Annotated in this window: 25 protein-coding genes; 17 read left to right on the top strand and 8 right to left on the bottom strand. The window is 58.8% G+C overall.

The genetic code is table 11. The annotated features are described in order from the left end of the window. The first annotated feature begins 38 nt into the window (after positions 1 to 38). From QZ268_RS05650 to QZ268_RS05695, 10 genes are all read left to right on the top strand, one after another. Positions 39 to 1,595, top strand: coding sequence for a PAS-domain containing protein (locus QZ268_RS05650; protein ID WP_295449345.1), 1,557 nt, complete (start codon positions 39 to 41; stop codon positions 1,593 to 1,595). A 109-nt stretch (positions 1,596 to 1,704) separates the two neighbouring features. After that, positions 1,705 to 2,238: a tRNA (adenosine(37)-N6)-threonylcarbamoyltransferase complex ATPase subunit type 1 TsaE gene (gene tsaE / locus QZ268_RS05655; protein ID WP_295449349.1), complete on the top strand. Its 534-nt coding sequence runs from the start codon at positions 1,705 to 1,707 to the stop codon at positions 2,236 to 2,238. Beyond that, positions 2,225 to 3,232 carry a phosphotransferase gene (locus QZ268_RS05660; protein ID WP_295449352.1) on the top strand — a complete coding sequence of 336 codons (1,008 nt, stop codon included), beginning with the start codon at positions 2,225 to 2,227 and terminating at the stop codon, positions 3,230 to 3,232. The genes tsaE and QZ268_RS05660 overlap by 14 nt, the downstream gene beginning before the upstream one ends. Beyond that, on the top strand, positions 3,232 to 3,939 hold the full coding sequence (locus tag QZ268_RS05665; protein WP_295449355.1) for a nucleotidyltransferase family protein: 708 nt from the start codon (positions 3,232 to 3,234) through the stop codon (positions 3,937 to 3,939). The genes QZ268_RS05660 and QZ268_RS05665 overlap by 1 nt, the downstream gene beginning before the upstream one ends. Continuing rightward, positions 3,929 to 6,883 (top strand): double-strand break repair protein AddB, encoded by a 2,955-nt coding sequence (gene addB, locus QZ268_RS05670; protein WP_295449972.1) that lies wholly within the window; start codon positions 3,929 to 3,931, stop codon positions 6,881 to 6,883. The genes QZ268_RS05665 and addB overlap by 11 nt, the downstream gene beginning before the upstream one ends. Then, positions 6,880 to 10,248, top strand: a complete 3,369-nt coding sequence (gene addA, locus QZ268_RS05675) for a double-strand break repair helicase AddA (RefSeq protein ID WP_295449358.1) — start codon at positions 6,880 to 6,882, stop codon at positions 10,246 to 10,248. Before addB ends, addA begins: the two co-directional genes overlap by 4 nt. Before the next feature lie 62 nt (positions 10,249 to 10,310). Then, positions 10,311 to 10,631 (top strand): thioredoxin, encoded by a 321-nt coding sequence (trxA, locus tag QZ268_RS05680; protein ID WP_039966187.1) that lies wholly within the window; start codon positions 10,311 to 10,313, stop codon positions 10,629 to 10,631. Between the two features lie 70 nt (positions 10,632 to 10,701). Continuing rightward, on the top strand, positions 10,702 to 10,917 hold the full coding sequence (locus QZ268_RS05685; protein WP_295449365.1) for a DUF6500 family protein: 216 nt from the start codon (positions 10,702 to 10,704) through the stop codon (positions 10,915 to 10,917). Between the two features lie 181 nt (positions 10,918 to 11,098). After that, positions 11,099 to 11,449 (top strand): Lin0512 family protein, encoded by a 351-nt coding sequence (locus tag QZ268_RS05690; protein WP_295449368.1) that lies wholly within the window; start codon positions 11,099 to 11,101, stop codon positions 11,447 to 11,449. After that, entirely contained in the window at positions 11,446 to 11,811 is a 366-nt protein-coding gene (locus QZ268_RS05695) for a Lin0512 family protein (RefSeq protein WP_295449371.1), read from the top strand. Before QZ268_RS05690 ends, QZ268_RS05695 begins: the two co-directional genes overlap by 4 nt. 69 nt (positions 11,812 to 11,880) lie before the next feature. Here QZ268_RS05695 and QZ268_RS05700 read toward each other — a convergent pair whose 3' ends face one another. After that, positions 11,881 to 12,072, bottom strand: coding sequence for a DUF1127 domain-containing protein (locus QZ268_RS05700; protein WP_295449374.1), 192 nt, complete (start codon positions 12,070 to 12,072; stop codon positions 11,881 to 11,883). Between the two features lie 264 nt (positions 12,073 to 12,336). Here QZ268_RS05700 and hslV point away from each other — a divergent pair, with 264 nt between their 5' ends. The 4 genes from hslV (at position 12,337) to QZ268_RS05720 (ending at position 16,559) form a co-directional block, all read left to right on the top strand. Beyond that, the gene (hslV, locus tag QZ268_RS05705) at positions 12,337 to 12,927 is read left to right on the top strand and encodes an ATP-dependent protease subunit HslV (protein WP_295449377.1); all 591 of its coding nucleotides are present in this window, start codon (positions 12,337 to 12,339) and stop codon (positions 12,925 to 12,927) included. 1 nt (position 12,928) lies between these two features. Then, a complete protein-coding gene (locus QZ268_RS05710; RefSeq protein WP_295449380.1) occupies positions 12,929 to 13,999 on the top strand; it encodes a hypothetical protein in 1,071 nt (356 codons plus the stop codon). Between the two features lie 12 nt (positions 14,000 to 14,011). Further along, positions 14,012 to 15,325, top strand: a complete 1,314-nt coding sequence (gene hslU / locus QZ268_RS05715) for an ATP-dependent protease ATPase subunit HslU (protein ID WP_295449383.1) — start codon at positions 14,012 to 14,014, stop codon at positions 15,323 to 15,325. Between the two features lie 109 nt (positions 15,326 to 15,434). Further along, positions 15,435 to 16,559 carry an alpha/beta fold hydrolase gene (locus QZ268_RS05720; protein WP_295449386.1) on the top strand — a complete coding sequence of 375 codons (1,125 nt, stop codon included), beginning with the start codon at positions 15,435 to 15,437 and terminating at the stop codon, positions 16,557 to 16,559. A 24-nt stretch (positions 16,560 to 16,583) separates the two neighbouring features. On the opposite strand, the gene QZ268_RS05725 is transcribed toward QZ268_RS05720, so the two are convergent. From QZ268_RS05725 to QZ268_RS05735, 3 genes are read right to left on the bottom strand one after another with little or no spacing between them, the layout of a single operon-like run. Then, the gene (locus QZ268_RS05725; protein WP_295449389.1) at positions 16,584 to 17,183 is read right to left on the bottom strand and encodes a Smr/MutS family protein; all 600 of its coding nucleotides are present in this window, start codon (positions 17,181 to 17,183) and stop codon (positions 16,584 to 16,586) included. Beyond that, a complete protein-coding gene (locus QZ268_RS05730; protein WP_295449392.1) occupies positions 17,183 to 18,259 on the bottom strand; it encodes a murein transglycosylase A in 1,077 nt (358 codons plus the stop codon). The genes QZ268_RS05725 and QZ268_RS05730 overlap by 1 nt, the downstream gene beginning before the upstream one ends. Next, positions 18,256 to 18,912 (bottom strand): Tim44/TimA family putative adaptor protein, encoded by a 657-nt coding sequence (locus QZ268_RS05735; RefSeq protein WP_295449395.1) that lies wholly within the window; start codon positions 18,910 to 18,912, stop codon positions 18,256 to 18,258. The genes QZ268_RS05730 and QZ268_RS05735 overlap by 4 nt, the downstream gene beginning before the upstream one ends. Positions 18,913 to 19,028: 116 nt before the next feature. Between QZ268_RS05735 and QZ268_RS05740 the strand changes: the two genes are divergently transcribed. Further along, positions 19,029 to 19,553, top strand: coding sequence for an FxsA family protein (locus QZ268_RS05740; RefSeq protein ID WP_295449398.1), 525 nt, complete (start codon positions 19,029 to 19,031; stop codon positions 19,551 to 19,553). 90 nt (positions 19,554 to 19,643) lie between these two features. Next, positions 19,644 to 20,129: a protein-export chaperone SecB gene (gene secB / locus QZ268_RS05745; protein ID WP_295449401.1), complete on the top strand. Its 486-nt coding sequence runs from the start codon at positions 19,644 to 19,646 to the stop codon at positions 20,127 to 20,129. A gap of 77 nt (positions 20,130 to 20,206) precedes the next feature. Here the strand turns inward: secB and dnaQ are convergent, their stop codons facing one another. Genes dnaQ through QZ268_RS05765 form a run of 4 tightly spaced genes read right to left on the bottom strand, consistent with a single transcriptional unit; the run spans position 20,207 to position 22,977 of the window. Next, entirely contained in the window at positions 20,207 to 20,935 is a 729-nt protein-coding gene (gene dnaQ / locus QZ268_RS05750) for a DNA polymerase III subunit epsilon (RefSeq protein WP_295449404.1), read from the bottom strand. Then, positions 20,928 to 21,551, bottom strand: coding sequence for a dephospho-CoA kinase (gene coaE / locus QZ268_RS05755; RefSeq protein ID WP_295449407.1), 624 nt, complete (start codon positions 21,549 to 21,551; stop codon positions 20,928 to 20,930). Before coaE ends, dnaQ begins: the two co-directional genes overlap by 8 nt. Then, complete coding sequence (locus tag QZ268_RS05760; protein ID WP_295449410.1) at positions 21,548 to 22,381, bottom strand: shikimate dehydrogenase; 834 nt, start codon at positions 22,379 to 22,381, stop codon at positions 21,548 to 21,550. Before QZ268_RS05760 ends, coaE begins: the two co-directional genes overlap by 4 nt. After that, positions 22,378 to 22,977, bottom strand: coding sequence for a nucleoside triphosphate pyrophosphatase (locus QZ268_RS05765; protein WP_295449413.1), 600 nt, complete (start codon positions 22,975 to 22,977; stop codon positions 22,378 to 22,380). The genes QZ268_RS05760 and QZ268_RS05765 overlap by 4 nt, the downstream gene beginning before the upstream one ends. Positions 22,978 to 23,389: 412 nt before the next feature. Here QZ268_RS05765 and QZ268_RS05770 point away from each other — a divergent pair, with 412 nt between their 5' ends. Continuing rightward, positions 23,390 to 23,845, top strand: a complete 456-nt coding sequence (locus QZ268_RS05770; protein WP_295449416.1) for a CopD family protein — start codon at positions 23,390 to 23,392, stop codon at positions 23,843 to 23,845. Positions 23,846 to 23,985: the final 140 nt, after the last annotated feature.

Consider the following 23,985-nt stretch of genomic DNA (forward strand, 5'->3'; position numbering starts at 1 on the left):
TCATAGGGAAAACCAGTCCAGACTAGAGGCAGAAAAATATGCAGAACATCATCTCGATTGAGTGGTTGATGCTGGCCACACTTTGCTGCGCCACTGCAGCCGTAGCCGTCTGGTGGCTGTCGCCCGAACAGCGTTCCAAAGGAATGGAGCAGGATCTGTTGGTCGGCGACGGGCGCACGGATGCCGTCTTTCTTTTTGACGACACCAACCTGATTGGATGGTCCTCTGGTGCGCGTAAATTCATCGGTGAACACGCGGAACATTTCAGCTGGAACATGCTGCGGGACCAACTGGCCCGGAACTACCCCGGTCTGCCGCAAAGCCCCGGTTTTCTCAAGGATGTGGGGCCGCTGGTTCTGTCTGGCACCGCCTCGGCCGAAAGCCGCGAGGCCCATTGTGAATGGATTGACGGCATCACCCGTGTGCAGCTGCGCCGCAGCACCTTGGAAGAACAAAACAAAAGCCTGGATCAAGAGCTCACCACCCTGCGCGCTACAGTCCATCAGGCCCCCTATCCGGTCTGGCTGCAATCCGACGAAGGCGCCGTGACCTGGTCCAACCTGGCCTATGATGATCTCAGCCATAAACTTCGCGGCCGCGACGCTGAATTCTCGGAACCAATGTTCGACAATCTGGATGAGCCGAAGAAGAGCGGCAAGGCCGAGCGGATCTCGATCCCGATGCCAGAAAGCACCAAACGCCTGTGGTACAATATCTCCACCACCGAAACCGAGGCCGGCTGGCTGTGCCATGCGGTGGATGTGAACGCCGTGGTCGATGCCGAGGTCGCCCAGCGCAACTTTGTGCAGACACTGGCAAAAACCTTTGCCCAGCTCTCCATCGGGCTGGCGATCTTTGACCGCAACCGTCAGCTGGTGCTGTTCAACCCGGTTTTGATTGATCTCACCGCCCTGCCCGCCGGCTTTCTCAGCTCGCGGCCAACTTTGATGACCTTCTTTGATCGGCTGCGCGACCAGCGCATGATGCCCGAGCCAAAGAACTATTCCAGCTGGCGCCACCAGATCGAAGACCTGCTCGAGGCCGCCGCCGAAGGCCGCTATCAGGAAACATGGTCGCTGCCCTCGGGCTCTGTCTATTCGGTGTCGGGACGCCCCCACCCCGATGGTGCCATTGCCTTTTTGTTTGAAGACATCACCGCCGAGGTCACCCTGACCCGTCAGTTCCGCTCTGAGCTCGAAATGGGCCAGTCGATCATGGACCAGATGGGCGAAGCCATTGCAGTTTTTGCCAATGACGGCACCATGACCTTCTCGAATGAGACCTATCATTCGCTGTGGAAAATGGACCCCGATGCCAGCTTTGCCAAGGTTTCCATCATGGATGCCGCCCGCATTTGGCAAGACACCTGCAGCGCAACCCCCGTCTGGGGAGAAATCCGCGACTTTGTTGCCGGCAGCGATGGCCGCACACCCTGGTGGGCACGGGTGCAGCTGCGAGACGGCACACCGCTGCTGTGCAAGGTGACTGCGATCCAGAACGGCGCAACCATGGTCAGCTTTCAGACCCCAGAGCCGGGCCTGCCGCCAAAAGAACAACAAAAGTTCGCCATCACTGATCAAAGCGGCTCTGTCTGACGACTACGGCAAGTCTCCAAAATCCAGACCCCAGAAGGGCGCGATCATCAACCAGGTGATTGCGCCCTTCGCGCTTGCAGCCCGTGCAGCCCAGAGGCATTGTACGGCCATGACCAAACCCAGTGATCCAGCCCTCTCTGACCCGCCCTCTGCAACACCGGCACAGAGTCCAGTTTCCTGTCAGCTGACCTCTCCCGAGGCAACAACACAGCTGGCCAAACAGCTTGCAGCACAGTTGTACCCCGGCGACTGTCTCTTGCTGGAGGGGCCGATTGGGGCAGGCAAAACCCATTTTTCCCGCAGTCTGATCCAATCGCTGATGACACATCCCGAAGATGTGCCTTCTCCCACATTCACTTTGGTGCAAACCTATGAGGTCCCCTCGGGTGAGCTGTGGCATGCGGATCTCTACCGTCTTTCTGCCCTCGAAGAGATTGAGGAACTTGGCCTGTCCGAGGCCTTTGATGACGCCATCTGCCTGATTGAATGGCCCGATCGTCTGGCCGAGCTGACACCGACGCATGCCCTGCACCTGGAGTTCTCGCTTGATCCGGCAGAGGAAGATTGCCGACACCTGACCCTGACCTGGAGCGATGCCAAATGGCAAAGCCGCATGGATGAGATTGCACATGACAGACCGTGACAGCCAGATATTGGCATTTTTGCACCGCGCTGGCCGGGGAAACTGGAGCCGTGCACCCTTGGCCGGCGATGCCTCGGCGCGCCGCTACGAGCGGCTGACCAGCCCGGATGGCCGCCGCTTAATCCTGATGGATGCCCCCCCGGGCAGTGGCGAGACCATTCGCCCCTTTGTCCGCATCGCCAATTACCTGCGCTCCCTTGACGTCAGCGCCCCCGCCATCCTGAGCGAGGATGCGGATAACAGCCTTCTGTTGACCGAAGATCTGGGCGATCAACGGTTCTACGAGGTGCTTGAACAGGACCCCAGTCAGGAAAAACAGCTCTATGCACTGGCCACCGATTTTCTGGTCCAACTGCACAAAGCCTCAGACGCAACTCCCCTGCCCGGCCTGGACACTCTGGGGCCCCGCGGCATGGCCGAGCTGTCCAGCCTGGTGATCGAGCGCTATTGCGACGCCATCACCGGATCGGCAAACTCGGACATGAAAGCCCGGTTTGAAAACCAGTTTGAGGATATCCTGCGCGACACCGTGAAAGAGAGCATGGTTTTTGTGCACCGGGATTTTCACGTGCAAAACCTGATGTATCTTCCAGAGCGCGACGGGTTGGCCCAGGTGGGCGTGATTGATTTTCAGGACGCCCTAATCGGACATCCCGCCTATGATCTTGTCTCGCTTCTGCAAGACGCCCGCCGTGATGTGCCAGCCGCCATCGAGGCGCAGATGATCAACCGTTACCTGCAGGCCACCGGATTGGACGACTCGGGGTTTCGCAGTGCCTATGCGGTGATTGGCGTCCAGCGGAACCTGCGCATTCTTGGTGTTTTTGCACGGTTGTCGCAGGATTTTGGCAAACCGCAATATCTGGAGCTGATGCCACGGGTCTGGACTCATGTCATCAACGGCTTGGAGCACCCTGCTCTCGCCCCTCTGGCGCAATGGCTGCTGCCAAAACTGCCTGCGCCAACCCCCGAAAACCTGGAAAAGCTGCGCTGATGAGCGGCGCAACTTCCCCCCGCAGCTGCCCCAATGTGATGCTTTTTGCCGCCGGCTTTGGCACCCGCATGAAGGCGCTGACCCAGACCTGTCCCAAACCGATGATTCCCGTCGCTGGCCAGCCGCTGATCGACCATACGCTACAGCTGGCTCAGGCAATCCAGCCACAACGGATCGTTGCCAATCTGCACTATCTGCCGCAACTCCTAGAGGCGCATCTCACACCCAAGGCGGTGCTGCTGAGCCATGAAAGCCCGCAGGTGCTCGATACCGGCGGCGGGCTGCGTCAGGCGCTGCCGCTGTTGGGGACGGACCCCGTCTTTACCGCCAATACCGATGTGATCTGGAAAGGGAATAACCCATTTCAGGTGGCGCTGAACGCCTGGGACCCGGCGCGAATGGACGCACTATTGGTCTGTATCCCGATCAGCCGCTGCCGCGGCCGCACAGGCAGCGGCGATTTCACCAGCGACAGCGAGGGCCGCATCAGCCGGGGTGGAGATCTGGTCTATGGCGGCGTGCAGATTCTCAAAACCGAAGGGCTGCACCGGATTAAAGAAGATGTGTTTTCCCTCAACCTTTTGTGGAACGATATCGCCAGCCGGGACCATCTGTTTGCGGTGGAATATCCGGGCCACTGGTGCGATGTGGGCCATCCCGAAGGGATCGCCATTGCCGAGGATCTGATTGCCAATGATGTTGTTTGAACCTCAGGACAGCCCACGCGTCTTTGCCGTTCCAAACGGAGTTGATTTCCCCCGCGCCCTGGCCCAGGGGTTGATCCAGCGCAGCAGATCGTTGCCGCCAGAAAACTTGGCGCGGGTCGAGGTTATCCTCAATACCTCGCGGATGATGCGCCGCTGCCGTGCCCTGTTTGAGGAAGGCCCGGCCCTGTTGTTGCCGCGCATGCGTCTGCTCACCGATCTGGCGCGCGAGGCCAGCCTGCAGGGTTTGCCCCCGGCACTGCCACCGCTGCGCCGTCGGTTGGAGCTGTCGCAGCTCATCGCCAAACTGCTGGATGCCCAGCCCGATCTGGCAGCGCGGTCCTCGCTCTATGATCTGTCGGACAGCCTGGCAAATCTGGTCGATGAAATGCAAAGCGAGGGCGTCAGTACCGAGGTCATTCGCAACCTGGATATCTCTGATATGTCCGGGCATTGGGCACGGGCACAGCAGTTTATCGGCATCGTCGACCAGTTTGTTGATCTACATAGCGACACCGTCGACACCCAGGCCCGGCAACGCCAGATGGTCGAGACCCTGATCGCCAAATGGCAAGTGGATCCGCCGCAGCATCCGGTGATCCTGGCCGGCTCTACGGGTTCGCGCGGGACCACGCATATGCTGATGGAAGCCATCGCCCGCCTGCCCCAGGGCGCGGTGGTGCTGCCAGGTTTTGACTTTGAGCAACCGCCCGAGGTCTGGCATCACCTGCGCGATGCGCTCACCTCCGAAGACCACCCGCAATACCGCTTTGCCAAGTTGGTGGCGGATCTCGACATGGACCCCGGCGATGTGCAGCGCTGGAGCCCGGATCAGCCCGCGTCACCAGCGCGCAACCGTCTGGTCTCGCTGGCCCTGCGCCCCGCTCCCGTCACCCACGCCTGGATGAGCGAAGGCCCAAGGCTCACCGAACTGGACAAGGCCTGCGCCGATGTCACCCTGGTGGAGGCTGCAAACCCCCGTGCCGAGGCCCTGGCGATTGCCTTGCGCCTGCGCCAAGCCGCAGAGGATGGCAAAACAGCCGCGCTGATCTCGCCGGATCGGATGCTCACCCGGCTGGTGTCCGCCGCATTGGATCGCTGGGGCATCTTGCCCGATGATTCCGCCGGCCTGCCGCTACAGCTGACGCCTCCGGGGCGTTTCCTGCGCCACGTGGCAGAGCTGTTTTGCCGACCGCTCACGGCGGATGCATTGCTTACCCTGCTGAAACATCCGCTCACCCATGATGGCACCAGCGCCGCGGCGGCGCGCGGCGAACATCTGCGCCACACCCGTGATTTTGAGCTGGACCTGCGCCGCAATGGCCCGCCCTTTCCCGATGCGGCAAGCTTTGAAGCCTTTGGGACGGACCGCGCCCTGACACCCGGTTGGACGGCGTGGCTATCGCAAAACTTTGCCGACCAGCAGGTCGCCAAAACACTGCATCTGACCGATTGGGTGGCGCTGCTGCGCACCCGCGCCGAGGCCATTGCCGCCGGCAGTCAGGTGCTGGCAGAGGGTGAATGCGGCACCCTGTGGGATAAGAAAGCCGGGCAAGAGGCGCGCGCGGTCTTTTCCAACCTGGAGGCTGAGGCCGCCTATGGCGGTGCGATGTCAGCCCGTGATTTTGCCGACCTTTTGTCCGCCATCCTGTCCCAAGGAGAGGTCCGGGACCGCGACGCGCCCTATGGATCTATCATGATCTGGGGCACGCTGGAGGCCCGTGTGCAGGGCGCCGATCTAGTGATTCTGGGCGGCCTGAATGAGGGCAGCTGGCCGGAAGCGGCCAAACCCGATCCTTGGCTGAACCGACAGCTGCGCCATCAGGCCGGATTGCTGCTGCCCGAACGCCGTATTGGCCTGTCGGCGCATGATTTCCAGCAGGCCATTGCCGCACCCGAGGTCTGGCTGACCCGCGCCGCCCGCTCGGATGAGGCCGACACAGTGGCCTCCCGTTGGCTCAACCGCCTGACAAACCTGCTCTCCGGGCTGCCGGATCAGGGCGGGAAAGCGGCCCTGGATGCGATGCGGCAACGTGGGCAGGAATGGCTAGACTGGGCAGAGGCTTTGGAACAACCAACCGAGTTGCCAAGTGCCCCACGCCCCTCCCCGCGCCCGCCCGTTGCCAGCCGCCCGCGCCGACTAACCATCACCGAAATCCCGCGCCTGATCCGTGACCCTTATGCGATCTACGCAAAACATGTGCTGCGCCTAAAGCCTTTGAACCCGCTGGTGCAGGAACCAGATGCCCTGCTGCGCGGCATCGTGGTGCATGAAATTTTTGAAGTGTTCATTCGTGACAGCCTGGAAGACCCCAGCCGCCTGACCCCTGAAAACCTGATTGAAACCGCCCGCAGCCTGCTGGAGCGGGATGTGCCCTGGCCGGTGGCGCGGATGTTGTGGCTCAGCCGGATCCAACGACTGGCAGGGGATTTCCTCCTGGCGGAACAAAACCGACAGTCCCGCGGCAAACCCCTAAAACTGGAAGCCCTGGGCGAGGCCCGGTTGCAGCCTTTGGATTTCACCATCGCCTGTCGCGCTGACCGCATTGATCAGGACGATCGCGGCTTTTTGCATCTTTATGACTACAAAACCGGCGCCCCCCCCTCGGAAGCGCAACAAAAGAAGTTTGAAAAACAGCTGCTGATCGAGGCCGCCATGGCCGAAGAAGGCGCCTTTAAGGAGATCGGCCCCGCCGAGGTCGCCAGCGCCGCCTTTATCGGGCTGGGCAGCACCCTGAAAGAAGTGCCCGCGCCGCTACAGGATCAGCCCCCGGCCAAGATCTGGGAAGAGTTGAAACAGTTGATCGGTGCCTATTTTGAACAGGACCAGGGCTATTCCAGCCGCCGCATGGTGCACCGGGATGACATTGCAGGCGATTATGACCACCTGGCCCGGTTTGGCGAATGGGACCGCAGCGCCACGCCCGAACCCGAGGATCTGACATGAGCAGCAGTGCCCCAAAACACCGCGATGCCGCCTCTGAGGCGCAGTTTCGCGCCGCCCGGCCTGACGCCTCCACCTGGCTGGCGGCCAATGCCGGCTCGGGCAAAACCAAGGTTTTGACGGACCGGGTGGCGCGGCTGCTGCTCAAAGGTGTGCAGCCGCAGCATATTCTTTGCCTCACCTATACCAAGGCCGCCGCCAGCGAGATGCAGAACCGTCTGTTCCAGCGGCTGGGGGAATGGGCGATGCTGCGCGATGATCAGCTCACCGCTGCGCTCAGCGAGTTGGGGGAAACCAATACCGCTTCTGAGGATCTGGCCCAGGCGCGCACCCTGTTTGCCCGCGCGATTGAAACCCCGGGTGGGCTGAAGATCCAGACCATCCATTCGTTTTGCTCCTCCCTGCTTCGGCGTTTCCCGCTGGAGGCCGGCGTCAGCCCGCAGTTTTCCGAGATGGAAGACCGCGCCGCATCCCTGTTGCGGGCCGAGATTGTCGAGGACATGGCCAAGGGTGAGCTGGCGCATCTGGTAGAACCGCTGGCGCGCCATGTTGGCGGCAGCGATTTTGAAGACCTCACCGCCGCCCTGTGTCAGCGCCGCGCCGAGTTTGAAACAAAGCTGGATTGGTCTGCATTGCTGGCCCGGTTTGATCTTACCGATGGGTTTGATCAGGCCGCGCTGGAGGCGCTGGTGTATCTGGGCGGCGAGGCAGAGCTGCTGTCACGCACCCGCGCCATGTTGGAAACCGGCGGCACCACAGACCAACGCGCCGCCGCCAAGCTGACGGGGATCACCACCCCGACACTGGGTGATCTGGCCACACTGGAAGACATCTTTCTGACAGGGGCCGGCGCCACTGAGCCGTTTACAGCCAAGATTGGCAAATTCCCCACCAAGAAGCTGCGCGAAGCAAATGTCAGCCTGATGGATCAGCTAGAGCCGCTGATGCTACGAGTGGAAGACGCCCGCGCCAAACGGCTGGCCCTGGTGGCGGCGCGAAAATCCCACGACCTGCATCAGTTTGCCCAGGCCTTCCTGCCGGAATATGAGGCGCGCAAACAGCAGCGTGGCTGGCTCGACTTTGATGACCTGATCCTCAACGCCCGCCAGTTGTTGAACGATCCGGCAGTGGCGGCCTGGGTGCTGTACCGCCTGGACGGGGGCATCGACCACATTCTGGTGGATGAGGCCCAGGACACCAGCCCGGTGCAATGGGACGTGATCGAAAAGCTGGCGCAGGAATTCACCGCCGGGATCGGCGCGAGATCGGACGTGGAGCGAACGATCTTTGTGGTCGGCGACAAAAAGCAGTCGATCTATTCCTTTCAGGGCGCTGACCCGGATGCCTTTGACCGGATGCAGGTGGAATTTGCCAATCGCCTGTCCGAATCCGGCTCAAACCTGCAAAATGCCGCCCTGGAGTTTTCCTTCCGCTCCTCTGCCGCGATCCTGCGGCTGGTGGATCTGGTGTTCAAGGACAGCCCGCGCGCCGGGTTCCACAGCGACGCCCTGCACCGTGCCTTTAAATCTGACCTGCCTGGCCGGGTGGACCTGTGGCCTGCCGTGGACAAAACCGACGACGACGATGACAGTGATTGGACCGACCCGGTGGATCGCCCCGGCAGCCGCCATCACACGGTTATTCTGGCGGAACGCATTGCCGGCCAGATCAAGGCGATGATCGACAGCGGCGTGACCATCCCCGAGGATGGCCCCACCCGTGGAACCTTTCAGCGCCGCCCGGTACATGCAGGTGATTTTCTTATTCTGGTGCAACGCCGGTCTGAGCTGTTTTCCGAGATCATCCGCGCCTGCAAGAATGCCGAGCTGCCCATTGCCGGCGCCGACCGGCTCAAAGTCGGGGCAGAACTGGCAGTCAAGGACATCGCCGCGCTCTTGTCCTTTTTGGCGACACCAGAGGATTCGCTCGCCCTGGCCGAGGTGCTGAAGTCGCCGCTGTTTGGCTGGTCCGAACAGATGCTGTTTGATCTGGCCCACCGCCGCAGCGGCAAACATCTGTGGCCGGCCCTGCGCGACCGGCGCCAAGAGTTTCCAGACACCCTGGCGGTGCTGGATGACCTGCGCGATCAGACCGATTTCCTGCGGCCCTTTGATCTGATCGAACGCATCCTGACCCGCCACCAGGGGCGGCAGAAATTGCTGGGCCGATTGGGACCTGAGGCCGAGGATGGCATCAATGCGCTGCTGTCTCAGGCGCTGGCCTATGAACGCTCTGATATTCCCAGCCTCACTGGGTTTCTGGTCTGGATGCAGACCGATGATCTGGAGATCAAACGCCAGATGGGGGCCTCGGGTGATATGATTCGGGTGATGTCGGTGCATGGCTCCAAAGGGTTGGAAGCGCCAATTGTGATCCTGCCCGACACCGCCAAACGCAACGCCCCCAGTGATGCGGAAATCATGGTGGCGGATGGCACCCCTGTGTGGAAATTGCCCAAGGATCAGATGCCAGAACTGTTGTTTTCTGCCCGCGAGGCGGCGCAGGAAAAGCAGCAAAACGAACGGCTCAGGCTGCTCTATGTGGCGCTGACCCGGGCCGAGAAATGGTTGATTGTAGCCACGGCCGGAACGCTATCGAAAGAGGGCGACAGCTGGTATCAGCGGGTCGAGGCGGCGATGCGCGAAGGCGGGGCCACGGCCTGCGATCTGCCCGGCGGCGAGGGCCTGCGGCTGGCCCATGGCGACTGGGAGGGGCTGGATTTTGTCGCGCGAGACGTGGCGGAAAAATCCACGTCAGTGTTGCCCGAGGTCTTTACCCGACCAGCGCCCAGCTATCTGCCGCCGGCGCAGACGCTCAAACCCTCCGACCTAGGTGGTGCCAAGGCCTTGCCCGGGGATCAGGGGCTGGACGAGGAAGAAGCCATGGCACGTGGCAGCAGGCTGCATCTGCTGCTGGAGTATTTGCCGCAAACGCCCCGTGCCGACTGGCAGACCCTGACCGAGCGCCTGCTGCCAGAAGCCGCTGATCGGGAGGAGCTATTATCTGAGGCACGCGCGGTTCTGGAAAACCCGGCGCTGGCGTCCATTTTTGCCCCTGAGGCCCTGGCAGAGGTGCCGATCACAGCCCAGCTGGGAGAGCAGCGCCTTTATGGTATCATTGACCGGCTTATTGTGACGTCGGACAGGGTGTTGGCGGTGGATTTCAAATCCAATGCGCAGGTTCCCGAAAGCGTGCGACACTGCCCCAAGGGCCTGTTGCGGCAGATGGCGGCCTATGGCCATGCCCTGACGCAGATCTACCCCGGCCGCCAGATTGAGACTGCGCTTTTGTGGACCCGCACCGCCAGCCTGATGAGCCTGCCGCACGATCTTGTGACAGATGCGCTCAAGGAGGTGTTGGAACCTTGACGATCTGTTACGCTCTACCTAGGTTCCAACTCCAGTTGCCATAGATCTCAGGAGACATTCCCATGTCCACCGTAGCCGTCACCGACGAAACATTTGACGCCGAAGTCAAGAATTCCGCAGTCCCCGTTGTGGTGGACTTCTGGGCCGAATGGTGTGGTCCTTGCAAACAGATCGGCCCCGCTCTGGAAGAGCTGGCGGCAGAGTATGGCGACAAGGTAAAAGTCGTCAAAGTGGATGTGGACAGCAACCCGAACTCCGCAGCTGCCATGGGCGTGCGCGGCATTCCAGCGCTGTTTATCTTTAAGGATGGCCAGGTTGTGTCGAACCGTGCCGGCGCCGCCCCCAAGGCCGCGCTGCAGAGCTGGATCAACGAGTCCATCTGATCCGATCCGCACAGAATTTTCGAAAGACGTCCCCGGGTGGGGGCGTCTTTTTCATTTCAAGGACAGTTTTATGACACCGGAATTTCGCCAAAAGGCCATTACCACCTGCAGCGATAAGATCGCCAAGAAAGGGGAGGGCGTTGGTCTGTCCTTTTACGCCTTTTTCAAGAACCGCAACGATGACCCTGAGCTGTTGATGCAGGTGGCAACCTGGTGGATTCGGGACCATCAGCTGGACCATTTTGAAAAGGCGGTAAAAATTCGCGATATGATGCGGGCCATATGATACGAGCCGGTGCCTGAGCCTCGCTGATCTTTCCAGATCGCGGCATGCATTCGTCAGGTAGGGCGCTGCCCCCGTCGCCGCAGGCGGCTCCCCCGGGATATTTTTGGCCAAATGAAGATATGGGGTTTTCTTTTGGGCCGTGGCGCGGAGAGTGGCGGAAGAAAACGACTGGGAGACAGCCATGGCCAAGACACGAGTATTGGTGGAATTCGGAATGGGCAGCTCGCTCAGACGGCAGGATTACACCGAGGCAGCAAAGCGCGCGATCAAGGATGCGCTGTGGCATAATTCGGTAAGCATCGCAGAGCTGTTTGATTTCCCCAAAGAAGCCATGATCATTGATGCGGAAATTGGTCTGGCAAAACCGGAACTGGTGGATGTCTTGGCGTTGAAAGCAATCTTTCCCTATGGCCAACCCAATATCACGGTGACAAAGGGCGGATTGGACGTGGCAAAACCTGATGGCGCGGGCGTGACCATCATTGCCAATGCTGCAGTCATTGTTTCCTTTGATATGGAGCGCCAGTCATGAGCGAAAAACGTATCATTTTAGAAATGGGCACCGGCAACGATCTATATGGTCAGGACTACACCAAGGCAGCGCGCCGTGCGGTGCAGGATGCCTTGCACCATTCCTCGATCACGCTGTTTTCCAAGCTGGGCATTGATCATAGCGAGATGCGGGTTGATGTCACCATTGCGGTGCAGGATCCGGCGCAGGTGGATTGTGATCTGGTGGCACAGGATCTGCCGCGCGGACGGGCCACAGTGCGGGCTGTCAAAGGCGGCTTGAATGTCACTGACCCCGCGTCCGATGGGGTGCATGTGGTGGTCACGGCCGCGATTGAAGCCTGGTTGCCGGATCAGTCTGCCAGCTACAAGCTCAGCTCCTGAAAAAGACAAAGCCGCCCCAAACTGGAGCGGCTTATCGCGTCTGGTGCTTCTGCACCCGGTCTGTGGGTCTCACAGTTTGTCGATATCCGCGCGGGTCACGCCGATGTCTTCCAGCTGTGCCGCAGAGAGCTGAGACAGCGCCTTGCGGGTCTGGCGGGATTCATTCCACTCAACCAGGTTGGTTTTGAAATTCATGATTCCGTCAACCAAACGAAGAACGGAGACTGCGCCCAGCGGCGCATGGAGGTTTGCGGTCGTCATTGCACTAGTCCTTTAAATTCGTGTGTGTTCGTGTTGTCTGTTTCTACGCCCCATGTAGGAGGGCTTACTGAGTCCTACAATTGCCCATTAAACAGCCCTGATTTGCGTTCTGTGCATAGCAAGTAAGCAATTTATTAACACCCTCTTTAGGCGTCATGCTGATTGGGCATCATGCTGAAAGCCGGGAAAACACGCCGCCCCGACCGAGCCTTGTACCGGATCGGAGATGGATCCATATAGAAGGCAACAAAACTGGAGGCATAAATGGCAGATGATCAATTTCCCGGCTGGCACGGAACCACCATTATTGGTGTCAAAAAGGGTGATGAAGTGGTTGTTGCCGGCGATGGCCAGGTCTCGCTGGGGCAGACCGTGATCAAAGGCACCGCCCGCAAGGTGCGTCGTCTGTCCCCAGGAGGCTTTGACGTTGTCGTTGGCTTTGCTGGATCCACCGCAGATGCCTTTACCCTGCTGGAACGGCTGGAGGCCAAGTTGGAAGCCTCGCCGGGTCAGCTGGCGCGGGCCAGTGTTGAACTGGCCAAGGACTGGCGAACCGACAAATACCTGCAAAAACTCGAAGCCATGCTGATTGTCACCGACGGAACCGAGCTTTTGGTGATCACCGGGGCAGGGGATGTGCTGGAACCAGAGAATAATGTGGCCGCTATCGGCTCGGGCGGGAATTTTGCCCTCGCTGCTGCCCGTGGTATGATGGACAGTGACCGCAACGCCGAAGCCATTGCCCGCGACGCCATGGCGATTGCCGCTGATATCTGCGTCTATACAAATGGGCAACTGACCGTCGAAAGCATCGCTGCCGAAACTGGCACAGATAAAACCACCTCGGAGAGTTGATGTGAGCCAGATCGACCAGAACGACATTCGCGCCGCCGTTGGGTCTGGCCTGATCAGCGAGGCCCAGGCGGCCTCATTGCTGGCGATATCTCATAGCCGGCGTGGTGCGCGCGAAGATCTGGCACCGGGTGATGAACCCTTTGAGCTATTCAAAGGGTTCAACGAGATATTCATCGTCATCGGTATGCTCATCCTGGCTTCGGGCTGGGCAGCGGTCACCGCTGCCTATATCGCTGGCTCTTTGGGGGGGTATGTCGAGAAAACCATCTCCTCTGCGGCTCTGGGGGCCGTGGTGCTGTGGATCCTTGCCGAGTATTTTATCCGCCGTCGCCGCATGATCGCCCCGGCCATTGCCCTGTCTCTTATATGGGCTGCAAATGCCGGGACCGGCATCACCGCCTTCTTTTCCGAGCCCTTTATGGTGGCGCAGAACGATCTTTCCAGCCTGCCGCTGCCAATGGCGCTGACCACTGCTGCGGTGGCGCTGTTCTGGCTGCGCTTCCGCGTGCCCTTTGCCATGGCGCTGATTGCCCTTGGCGTCTTTGCGCTGACCCTGATGGTGGCAGCAGAACAAGCGGGCCGCCCGGAGGGGATCAGCGACTTCTTCCTGTTTTCCGCATCTGGTCCCTTCGCCTGGGTGACACTGGCCGTTGGGATTGCCGTTTTTGCGGTGGCGATGCTGTTTGACCTCAGCGATCCTCATCGTGTCACCCGCCGCGCGGCACAGGGGTTCTGGCTGCATGTTGTTGCCGCCCCCGCACTGGTCAATACTATCGCGCTCAGCCTGCTGGAAAGCGGCACCTCCAGCGCCCAGATGACACTTGTTGCGGTGCTGCTAGGTTTTGCCCTGGTGGCCATTGTGATTGACCGCCGGTCTTTCCTCATCGCCGCAATCGGCTACAGCGTGACCCTGGCCGGCACCGTTTTTGACGGCGAGGGTGCCGCTATGACCGTCCTTCTGCTTGGCTTCTTCCTGGTGATCCTTGGTGCCTTCTGGGCCCGGATTCGGGCGGCCTTGCTCTCTCCTTTGGCTGGTGTGTTGCCGCTGCACCGCCTGCCTCCCTCTCACTAAACGGGACATCCCATGACAGACCTGACCCCCCGCGAAATCGTTTCTGAACTTGACCGCTTTATTATTGGCCAAGCCGATGCAAAACGCGCCGTGGCTGTAGCCATGCGCAACCGCTGGCGCCGTAAGCAGCTGTCAGACGATCTGCGCGACGAGGTATACCCAAAGAACATCCTGATGATCGGGCCCACCGGTGTCGGTAAAACTGAAATCTCGCGCCGGCTGGCAAAGCTGGCCCGGGCGCCATTCATCAAGGTGGAGGCAACCAAATTCACCGAAGTCGGCTATGTGGGCCGCGACGTGGAACAGATCATTCGCGATCTGGTGGACAGCGCCATCGTTCAGTCCCGTGCCTTCATGCGCGAAGACGTCACGGCCAAGGCTCAGAAAGCCGCTGAAGAGCGGGTCATCAGCGCCCTGGCCGGCGAGGATGCCCGCGAAATCACCCGCGAAGTATTCCGTAAAAAACTACGTGCAGGGCAGCTTGACGATGCGCTGATCGAACTGGATGTCGCTGACAGCTCCAACCCGATGGGCAATATGTTTGATGTCCCCGGCCAGCCTGGCGGCGGCAATATGGGGGTGCTCAACATCGGCGATCTGCTGGGCAAGGCAATGGGCGGGCGTACGGTGCGCAAAAAGATGACCGTTGCCGAAAGCTATGATGTGCTGATCGGCGACGAGGCTGACAAATTGCTGGATGATGAGGTCGTTAACCGCGCCGCCATTGAATCCGTAGAGCAAAGCGGCATCGTCTTTCTGGATGAGATCGACAAGGTCTGCGCCCGATCAGATGCCCGCGGCGGCGATGTCAGCCGTGAAGGTGTGCAGCGGGATCTGTTGCCGCTGATCGAGGGCACCACTGTCAGCACCAAACATGGTCCCATCAAAACCGACCACATCCTGTTCATTGCCTCCGGTGCCTTTCATGTCGCCAAACCCTCTGATCTGTTGCCAGAATTGCAGGGGCGTCTGCCGATCCGGGTCAATTTGCGCAGCCTGAGCGAAGCCGATTTTGTCCGCATCCTGACCGAAACCGACAATGCGCTCACCCTGCAATATACTGCGCTGATGAAAACCGAAGATGTCGAGGTGACCTTTACCGAAGATGGCATTTCTGCGCTGGCCAAGATCGCAGCCGAGGTAAACCATTCTGTGGAAAACATCGGCGCGCGTCGTCTGTATACGGTGATTGAACGGGTGTTTGAGGATCTGTCTTTTAATGCCCCGGAGCAGGGCGGCGAAAAGATCATCGTCAATGCCAGCTTTGTCAGCAAACACCTGGGCGAGCTGGCCAGCAAAAGCGACCTCAGTCGCTACGTGCTGTAGCAAAGGGTGTAGCGCCGGGACCTTCCCCCAACAGAGATGTGTTTTCATCTGGCTGTAGGCTTGCTAGCCTATGGCCAGTTCATCCGGCATTTTTCACCAAAGGTTATTTATGATTTTCCTCCGTTTGGCTGCTGGTCTCAGCCTTTGTCTGACTCTGGGCTGTACCGATCGCAGCCTGTCTCCGGTCACCCCCGAGGCATTGGAGCTTGGCACCGCAAAAACCATATTTGTCGCCACAAACCGGGTTGAACTGCCAGATGGATCCTTTGGCCCGGAACGCAGCGAAGACAACAGCCTGCTGGAGCTGACAGTCTCCATTCCGCCAAATCACACGCTGGGAAAACTGGAATTCGGATATGCCGACCCAGACCCAGAAACCCAATTCACCCTGGCCGCGCGTCACCGGTTTCAAAACCCTGGTGATTTTGACCGCCGCCTGAATGCTGTGCTGCGTCAGTCCCCTGCCAACAGCCGGGACGTGGTAGTCTTTGTGCATGGATACAACAGCACCCAGGCCGAGACCGCTTTTCGTGCGGCCCAGCTTACCCATGATCTGAATACGCCGGGCGCAACGGTGGTGTATTCCTGGCCAAGCCTGGGCAGTCCTTTGGGCTATGCCTATGACGGCGACAGCGTGATGTTTGCCCGCGATGGGTTGGAGCAGCTTTTGCGTCGCCTGAAAAACTCAGAGGCGCGGCGGATCATCCTGGTGGCCCATTCCATGGGCTCTGTCCTGACAATGGAGGCCCTGCGGCAGATCGAAATCAGATCCCCAAATTGGGCAGAGCAGAACCTAGCCGGGGTCATCCTGATCTCGCCGGACCTGGATCTGGATGTGTTTCGCAGTCAGATACGGCAGTTCAACAAGGTGCCTGAACCCTTTGTCGTCTTTGTGTCGAGCAAAGATACCATTCTCAACATCTCAAGACGTATTCGCGGAACCTATAGCCGCGAGCGCCTCGGTAGTCTCAGCTCCATCGAGGCGGTGTCAGACCTGCCCATAGATATTATCGACACAACTGCCTTTTCTGAAAATGCGGAATCTGGTCATTTTGTTGCGGCCACATCGCCCACGCTTTTGACCTTGTTGGTTGAGGCACAGGTCACCGAAAAAGCCTTTGATGCCAGACCCCATGATGTAGCGGAGTTCACAAAAGTTGTGCCAAGCGCTGGTCTAGGTAAAACAAATGTGGGCGAGGCCGTGTTGTTCACCCTCACCGGCGGCGAGCGCTGAACTGGTTAAGATCCTGACCCTGGCCTAACGGGTGCGACGCAGGTAGACATAATACGCGCCTTCGCCCCCATGGGTGACATGGGACTGGCTCACTTGCAATACGGCCTGCGCCAGTGGCGGCAGCGCCAGCCATTGCGGCACGTGATGGCGCAACACACCACGCGGTACCGGGATAGGGCCGGGCTCATCGCGATCTTTACCCTTGCCCGTGACCACCAGAACCAGACGTTTGCCCGAGGCCTGTGCAGACAGGATAAACCGGGTCAGCGCCGGATGGGCGCTATCCACCCGCATCCCGTGCAGATCCAGTTTCCCTTCGGGTTTCAATTTGCCACGCTTCATCCGGCGAAAGGCTTTTTCGTCCATCTGCAAGGGGCTTGCAGCCAGCGCCTTGGCTGGCGTTGGTTTCAGACTATGCCGTTGCGGTTTTGGCTTTGCCTTACTTCCCAGCTCAAAAGCCTCCAAGAAGCTTTCAGGGCGCACCTGAGGCGCCTTTGCTGGTTTTGGCTTGGGCAAGGGCAGGCTGGGCGGCGAGGAATGGCTGCCCGGATGCAGGCGCTCGGTGTGCTCTACCACCTGATGCCAGAGTTCAACCTCTTCGGAAGTCAGCTTGCGCCTGCTCATTAGTATTCATCCGGTACCAGCGCAAAGGCGCGTTGAATTGGCAACAGAACCACCATCCGGCCCGGATCGCGCAGCCGACCTGCCGCTTGGCCTGCACTGTCGCCGGTGCCGTAGAAAACATCGGCGCGTTGCGCGCCTTTAATAGCGGATCCCGTATCCTGCGCAATCATCAAGCGGTGCATTTTTGTCTCACCGCCCTTTTCCATCCAGACCGGCGCACCAAGCGGCGTGTATCTGGGATCAACAGCCAGCGTGCGCAGCGTCGTCACCGACCTGTTCATGGCACCAACCGGACCTTTGGAGGGACGGATTTTGCGGATTTCCCGGAAGAAGACATAAGAGGGGTTATGCAACAACAACTCGCGGCCAGCAGCCGGATTGCGCCGTACCCAGGCCTTGATCACCTGAGCACTGACCTGATGGGCCTTGTAGATCCCACGCCGGACCATTTCGGTGCCAATTGACCGATAGGGGTGCCCATTGGCACCACCATAACCGATCCTGATCGTACCGCCGTCAATCAGTCGGATACGGCCGGAGCCTTGAATTTGCAGAAAGAACAGCTCAACCGGGTCATCCACCCAGGCGATTTCCAATCCCCGCCCCTGCATCACCGGCCCGGTGAGGATATCGCGACGCGGCAGCCAGGGGTTACTGTGCTTTGCTTCGGGAGGCATGCGGTAGACCGGGTAGCGAAACCGCGACGTGCGATACCGCGAGCCCTCCAGCTCGGGTTCGAAATAGCCGGTGAACAAACCCGGCGTTCCATCCTCGATCAACACGGGTCGAAAGAACAACTCAAAGAAACTACGCGCCCCGGCTTTGCCCTGCTCCTGCGCCAAGGTCTGCGCCTGAGCCTGCGCCAAGGCACACAGGTTTTGCCAGTCCTGATCCTTGAGATCGGGACAGGTCTCCAGAAATACCTTCAGAGCCGCTGCGTGGTTGTCTTCCTCCCAGCCATCCAGCTGAGAGAAATCCAACATTTTGTAAGTGGTTTCGGCACCTGCGCCGCTGGCCGTCATCGCAGCCCCCGCAAGAACCGCTGCCCGGAAAAAATCCCGGAGCACTGCACTCATCCGTCCGTGGCCACCAACTGCCAGTTCGGATCATCACCGCCCATGCTGCGCGCAAAGACCCAGGTATCTTTCTGGCGTTTGATCGCTTTGGCATCGCCTTCGACGATTTCGCCCTCACGATTGCGCACAACCGAGGTCAGCTCGCCGACAAACCGCATGGTCAGTTCTGCCACGCCGCTTGCCTCATCAAAGATCGCATCCACCACGGCGGTTTCCCGCACACCAATGAACTCAGCCTCAATGGTCAGGCCCTGATCTTCGCGCTGTGCAACGGCTTCGACAAAGCTGTCGAACACATCTTCGGCCAGAAAGCCCTGAAGATCGTTCAGCTCACCGTGTTCAAATCCCATCAGGATCATCTCATAGGCGCTGCGGGCGCCCTGGACAAATTCGCCCACCTGAAACGAAGGTTCCACCCGCTTCATTGCCGCCAAAGCCTTTGCCGGCTGCGATCCTTCTTCGACATAGTCTGTGATGTCGCGGTCTGGTCCGCCCTCGATCACCTCGAGATCAGGTCCGCTGCTGCGCTTTTGCGAGGGGGCAACGGCTGGTTTTTCAAAACCCTCGCGAGTGCCCAGAACGCTTCTGAGACGCAGGATCAAAAACACCGCAATACCGGCCAAAACCAAAAGACTAATCAAAGGCGACTCCATAAGAACCTCTCGCTGGATATTCCAAGCCCGGTTTGAAACCTGGGCGATCTCTCCTTATGTAGGGTGTCGGGGGTGGCAAGTCTACCGTCCAGCGTCTGTTCAGAGGAAACCGCTATATGTATATTTTTCTCGCCTTTCTGATGGTGCCACTTATTGAAATTGGCCTGTTCATACAGGTGGGCGGCGCCATTGGCCTATGGCCGACATTGGCCATTGTGGTGCTGACTGCAGTGCTGGGAACTGCCCTCGTACGGTCGCAGGGGCGGCTGGCGCTGGGACAAATGCGTAACTCATTTCAAAACCTATCGGATCCGGCTGAACCTCTGGCCCATGGTGCGATGATCCTGTTTGCTGGTGCGCTGCTGCTCACGCCCGGTTTTTTCACTGATGCCATTGGCTTTGCCCTGTTGATGCCCCCGGTGCGGGTTGCGGTGTATCACTATATCAGCAAGCGGGTCACAGTGGCGCAGTTCCAGATGGGATCCGGCGCCATGCATGGGCAACGGCCAGGACAGGAGCGCGGACATCCCCACAGGGGCCACCCTGCTGGAAGCGACGACATCATTGATGGCGATTTTGAAGACGTAACGCCAAACCGTCCCGGAAAAAAACCTTCGGGCTGGGTTGAAGGGCCAAAATAGACCCTGCCGTCTTTGCAGATCTTCCTAGCCGTTGAGATACCGGAACCAAGCTGTTAAGCACGGATCAAACAAAATTTTAGGAGTATCTCAATGGCCGAAAATGGCGCAAACGGGGGCGCACAACAGCCCCAGGTTCAGATGAATATTCTGGGTCAATATATCCGTGATATGTCATTTGAAAACGTCATGGCCCAAAAAGGGGCCGGTGGCGAAGTTCAGCCCGACGTCAGCGTTGCGGTCAATCTGGATGCCAAGAAACGCTCGGTCGAGAACCAGTATGAGGTCATGACCAAGCTGAATATCGAATCCAAAAACAAAGAGGACGGCGACGTTCTGTTTGTGTTGGAACTGGAATATGTCGGCGTTTTCAACATTGAAGGCGTTCCAGAAGACCAGCTGCACCCCTTTTTGCTGATCGAATGCCCGCGCATGACCTTCCCCTTCCTGCGGCGCATCGTGTCGGATGTCACCCGTGACGGCGGTTTCCCACCGCTAAATCTGGACAATATCGATTTTGTCGCGATCTACCGCAACGAACTGGCGCGCCGTCAGGCCGACGCCGCTCCGCAGCAGTAATCTGCACTGACACCAAAACAAAAACGCCGTTGACCAAAGTCAGCGGCGTTTTTTTGTAGCTCTGAGGTATATTAGACCTAGGCCGGCTTTTGGTTCCAAAGGGCATCTTCACCCATCTTAGCAACAAAGGCCTCATGGGCCTCTGACTCCTGCGCTGTAAGGCGCGATGGCAGCGGGGTAGGGCGCGGGGTAGGGCGCCAATCTTCGGCCATCTGCCCACCAGAGGAGGCATTGGTCGACAGACCAAAGTCCGGCTGACGGCCCCCGATGAGCTCCAGATAGACCTCTGCCAAAATTTCGGAATCGAGCAGGGCGCCGTGTAGGGTCCGGTTGCTGTTATCAATCTGAAACCGTCGGCACAGGGCATCCAGCGTCGCCGGCGAGCCGGGAAAGCGTTTGCGGGCAATGGCCAATGTATCCAGCGCCTGCTCCATCGGCAGCTTGGGCAGGCCCATCCAGTCCAGCTCGGCATTGAGGAATTTCATGTCAAAGCTGGCGTTGTGGATCACCATCCGGGAATCACGCACAAAATCCAAGAAAGCCTGACCAAATTTGGCAAAAACAGGCTTATCCCGCAGGGTGACCTGGCCTTTTTCAGGTTTTTGCGGCGGCTCCAACAGGTCGGGACCAATGCCATGCACGCCAAAAGCTTCCTGCGGCATGCTGCGTTCGGGATTGATATAGACGTGAAAGGTCTCTCCGGTTGGCATGTGGTTCAACAACTCAACCGCGCCGATTTCGACGATGCGATCGCCGGAAAACGGGTCAAAGCCGGTGGTCTCGGTATCGAGAACAATTTCACGCATCTGCTGATGTCTTTCCGCCCAAAGCCGGTTTCGCCTGGGTCTGTCTGATCTGGTCCAATATCGCGCTCACCTGGGTCTTTGCATGGTCCAGTGTGTCCGTTTCAATGACATAATCTGCTCGGGCAGATTTTTCATCAATGGGCATCTGTTTTGCCAGGATCTGTTCAAACTGGGCCTCCGTCATGGTGCCCCGCTCCAACACCCGGGCGCGCTGCGTAGCGGCGTCGACCCGAACACAAGCCACCGCATCCATCGCGGCCTCACCACCGGTTTCAAACAGCAGTGGAATATCAAAAACCAGTATATCGCTGGTGGCGGTGTCTTTGAAAATCTGACGGTCCGCTGCCAGCAGCGGGTGCACTATTGCCTCCAGCTGCGCAAAAGCTGCGGGATCAGCGGCTAGAATCTGTTTCAAGGCCTCCCGGCTGACCGCGCCATCAACAATCGCCGATGGAAAAGCCTGCTGCAGGGGCGCAACAGCCGCGCCGCCCGCTGCATACAGCCGATGCACCGCAGCATCAGCATCCCAGACGGCACAACCCGCCTGCGCAAAGATCGCTGCGGTGGTGCTTTTGCCCATGCCAATGGAGCCCGTCAGCCCAAGATAAAATGTCATCGCAAAGCCGCCGCCCTGGTCGCGTCATCCACATCCGGGCGCTGACCAAACCAACGTTCAAATCCCGGCACCGCCTGATGCAGCAACATGCCCAAACCATCAACCACAGTGCAGCCGACATCTTCGGCGGCCTGCAACAGGTCGGTTTTGAGTGGGGAATAGATCAGATCAGTCACCACCATATGCGGCTTTAACCCATCCAATGGCACCCGCAGGCGCGGTTTTCCCACCATACCCAGCGAGGTGGTGTTTACCACCAAAGCTGCCTCTTCGATAATGTTGCCGGCCAGAACCCAGTCAACAACTTGAATACGCTTGCCAAATTCCTTTTGGAGCTGCTCAGCCCGGTCGCGGGTGCGATTGGAGAGCAGGATTTCCGGCACTCCAGCCTCAATCAGCGATGCCACCACCGCGCGGCAGGCCCCACCAGCCCCAAGAACCGCTGCAGGGCCACTGCCCGGAACCCAATCCGGCGCGCCCTGATGCAGGTTGGTGATAAAGCCATAGCCATCGGTATTATCTGCCAGGATACTGCCATCACTGCGAAAGATCACGGTATTAGCAGCACCCATCAATTTGGCCCGGTCGGTGACTTTATCCGCAATCTTCATCACCGCTTCTTTGTGCGGGATGGTGACGTTGACGCCAACAAACCCTGCCTTTGGCAGGGTGCGGATCACAGTCTCCAGGTCTTCCGGCTCCACATGCATCGGGATATAATGCCCAGCGATGCCATACGTCTCGAGCCAATGCCTCTGTAACTGTGGCGATTTGGAATGCGCTACCGGACAGCCAATCACACCGGCCAGAGGGATTTTTTTATCACTCATTGTTCAATGACACCCTGTAGTCCCAAGTAGTTGAGGAGTTCTACCAGAGGTAGACCCAAAACATTAAAGTAACTCCCTTCAATGTTAGAAAACAAGCGTACGCCTTCTTCTTCCAACTTATAAGCGCCCACCGCGTGCTGGATGCTCTGCCAGTTGCGCGCCACATAAGAGGATAGATAGCTGTCCGAACAGTTGTGCATTCGCAGCCGCACCTGACCAACATGACGCCAGATCGGTTCCCCATCCTGGTAGATCACAGCAGCCGACAGTAGCATGTGACGTTTGCCACGCATGGCGCTAAGCTGAGCCAGCGCTTCTTCTTCGCTTTTGGGCTTGGACAGCAAGCTGCCTTCAAAATCCAGCACCTGATCACACCCCAGGACCAGCGGGCCGGGGGTTTTCATGCTCACCTTGCGTGCTTTTGCCTCGGCCAGGGCATCGGCAATATCGCGCGGATCAGCGGCTTCGGCCAAAAGCGCCGCTTTGATCGCTTCTTCATCAACGCGGGCGACCTGGACCTCAAAGGGCACACCAGCCTGACGCAGAAGCTGCGCTCGGATCTCGGAACCAGAAGCCAGCAGGATGTGGGCAGACATGTGGAAAACCCCATGGAAAAGATGCGAAAGTTTATAGGATGGTTTGTATGGTTTTCCCAGATTTTGGCAAGTGCACAGGGAAAAGGGAAATTCCACCAAACTGCGCGCTGATTCCTCCGCCGGGGATTGGGATAACTTCTGAAGTCGGGATATCTTGTTCGTCCCCGATTCCTCCAAAGGTTATCCCCATGGTAATCTAGGTTAAAAAATCGTTAATTATCCTTATTCATAAGGGTGTTAACCAAAGTGTCACCAATGTGGCGGCAATGAGGCCGCCTAGTTTTCCCCACTGGGGATAAGCGGGTGAAAAACTGAATAATCCACTGAAATCCTTGTCCCTACAAAAACATCATCCTTTAAATCTTTCTTTATTATTATAAGGGTGGGTCATCTAAGCGTGAGAGAGAGACCGATGGACCTGACAGACTGGATGTTCACCCTCTACCCATATGCCAAATCGCTGCACATCATGGCGGTGCTCAGCTGGATGGCGGGTTTATTCTATCTCCCACGGCTGTTTGTGTATCACGTGGAGCAGGCTGAGAAGGTTCCTGAAAGCCTGTCGATCTTTGTGACCATGGAACATAAATTGCACCGTTTCATCATGCGCCCAGCGATGATGGCGACATGGGGGGCAGGGCTGTTCATGGCGGCGACGCCTGGATTGGTCGATTGGGGCTCTGTGTGGCCCTGGAGCAAGGCTCTGGCGGTGATTGGTATGACCTGGTTCCACTATTGGCTTTTGATGCGTCAGCGGGACTTTGCTGCAGGGAAAAACAGGTTCACTGGGCGACGCTACCGCCTGATGAACGAAGTCCCGACGCTTTTGATGGTGGTGATTGTGATCTCGGTGATCTTCAAGTTCTGACACAACCGCCCCATGGCCGCTCTGGACGGGACTCAGAGCGACTTTAAGCCTCTGTGAGAGGGTTTGACTTACGAGGTCTCACCCCCTATGTATGGCGTCCAACAGGCCCGTCCGGGCCCTCGTGTTCTCCGAACTTGATA

The organism is uncultured Pseudophaeobacter sp. (assembly GCA_905479575.1).
Taxonomy (GTDB): Bacteria; Pseudomonadota; Alphaproteobacteria; order Rhodobacterales; family Rhodobacteraceae; genus Pseudophaeobacter.

Bases quoted from the DNA above. Each gene is read 5' to 3' on its own strand.
- QZ268_RS05650 (WP_295449345.1), top strand. From the start codon at position 39: ATGCAGAACATCATCTCGATTGAGTGGTTGATGCTGGCCACACTTTGC.
- tsaE (WP_295449349.1), top strand. From the start codon at position 1,705: ATGACCAAACCCAGTGATCCAGCCCTCTCTGACCCGCCCTCTGCAACA.
- QZ268_RS05660 (WP_295449352.1), top strand. From the start codon at position 2,225: ATGACAGACCGTGACAGCCAGATATTGGCATTTTTGCACCGCGCTGGC.
- QZ268_RS05665 (WP_295449355.1), top strand. From the start codon at position 3,232: ATGAGCGGCGCAACTTCCCCCCGCAGCTGCCCCAATGTGATGCTTTTT.
- addB (WP_295449972.1), top strand. From the start codon at position 3,929: ATGTTGTTTGAACCTCAGGACAGCCCACGCGTCTTTGCCGTTCCAAAC.
- addA (WP_295449358.1), top strand. From the start codon at position 6,880: ATGAGCAGCAGTGCCCCAAAACACCGCGATGCCGCCTCTGAGGCGCAG.
- trxA (WP_039966187.1), top strand. From the start codon at position 10,311: ATGTCCACCGTAGCCGTCACCGACGAAACATTTGACGCCGAAGTCAAG.
- QZ268_RS05685 (WP_295449365.1), top strand. From the start codon at position 10,702: ATGACACCGGAATTTCGCCAAAAGGCCATTACCACCTGCAGCGATAAG.
- QZ268_RS05690 (WP_295449368.1), top strand. From the start codon at position 11,099: ATGGCCAAGACACGAGTATTGGTGGAATTCGGAATGGGCAGCTCGCTC.
- QZ268_RS05695 (WP_295449371.1), top strand. From the start codon at position 11,446: ATGAGCGAAAAACGTATCATTTTAGAAATGGGCACCGGCAACGATCTA.
- QZ268_RS05700 (WP_295449374.1), bottom strand. From the start codon at position 12,072: ATGACGACCGCAAACCTCCATGCGCCGCTGGGCGCAGTCTCCGTTCTT.
- hslV (WP_295449377.1), top strand. From the start codon at position 12,337: ATGGCAGATGATCAATTTCCCGGCTGGCACGGAACCACCATTATTGGT.
- hslU (WP_295449383.1), top strand. From the start codon at position 14,012: ATGACAGACCTGACCCCCCGCGAAATCGTTTCTGAACTTGACCGCTTT.
- QZ268_RS05720 (WP_295449386.1), top strand. From the start codon at position 15,435: ATGATTTTCCTCCGTTTGGCTGCTGGTCTCAGCCTTTGTCTGACTCTG.
- QZ268_RS05725 (WP_295449389.1), bottom strand. From the start codon at position 17,183: ATGAGCAGGCGCAAGCTGACTTCCGAAGAGGTTGAACTCTGGCATCAG.
- QZ268_RS05730 (WP_295449392.1), bottom strand. From the start codon at position 18,259: ATGAGTGCAGTGCTCCGGGATTTTTTCCGGGCAGCGGTTCTTGCGGGG.
- QZ268_RS05735 (WP_295449395.1), bottom strand. From the start codon at position 18,912: ATGGAGTCGCCTTTGATTAGTCTTTTGGTTTTGGCCGGTATTGCGGTG.
- QZ268_RS05740 (WP_295449398.1), top strand. From the start codon at position 19,029: ATGTATATTTTTCTCGCCTTTCTGATGGTGCCACTTATTGAAATTGGC.
- secB (WP_295449401.1), top strand. From the start codon at position 19,644: ATGGCCGAAAATGGCGCAAACGGGGGCGCACAACAGCCCCAGGTTCAG.
- dnaQ (WP_295449404.1), bottom strand. From the start codon at position 20,935: ATGCGTGAAATTGTTCTCGATACCGAGACCACCGGCTTTGACCCGTTT.
- coaE (WP_295449407.1), bottom strand. From the start codon at position 21,551: ATGACATTTTATCTTGGGCTGACGGGCTCCATTGGCATGGGCAAAAGC.
- QZ268_RS05760 (WP_295449410.1), bottom strand. From the start codon at position 22,381: ATGAGTGATAAAAAAATCCCTCTGGCCGGTGTGATTGGCTGTCCGGTA.
- QZ268_RS05765 (WP_295449413.1), bottom strand. From the start codon at position 22,977: ATGTCTGCCCACATCCTGCTGGCTTCTGGTTCCGAGATCCGAGCGCAG.
- QZ268_RS05770 (WP_295449416.1), top strand. From the start codon at position 23,390: ATGGACCTGACAGACTGGATGTTCACCCTCTACCCATATGCCAAATCG.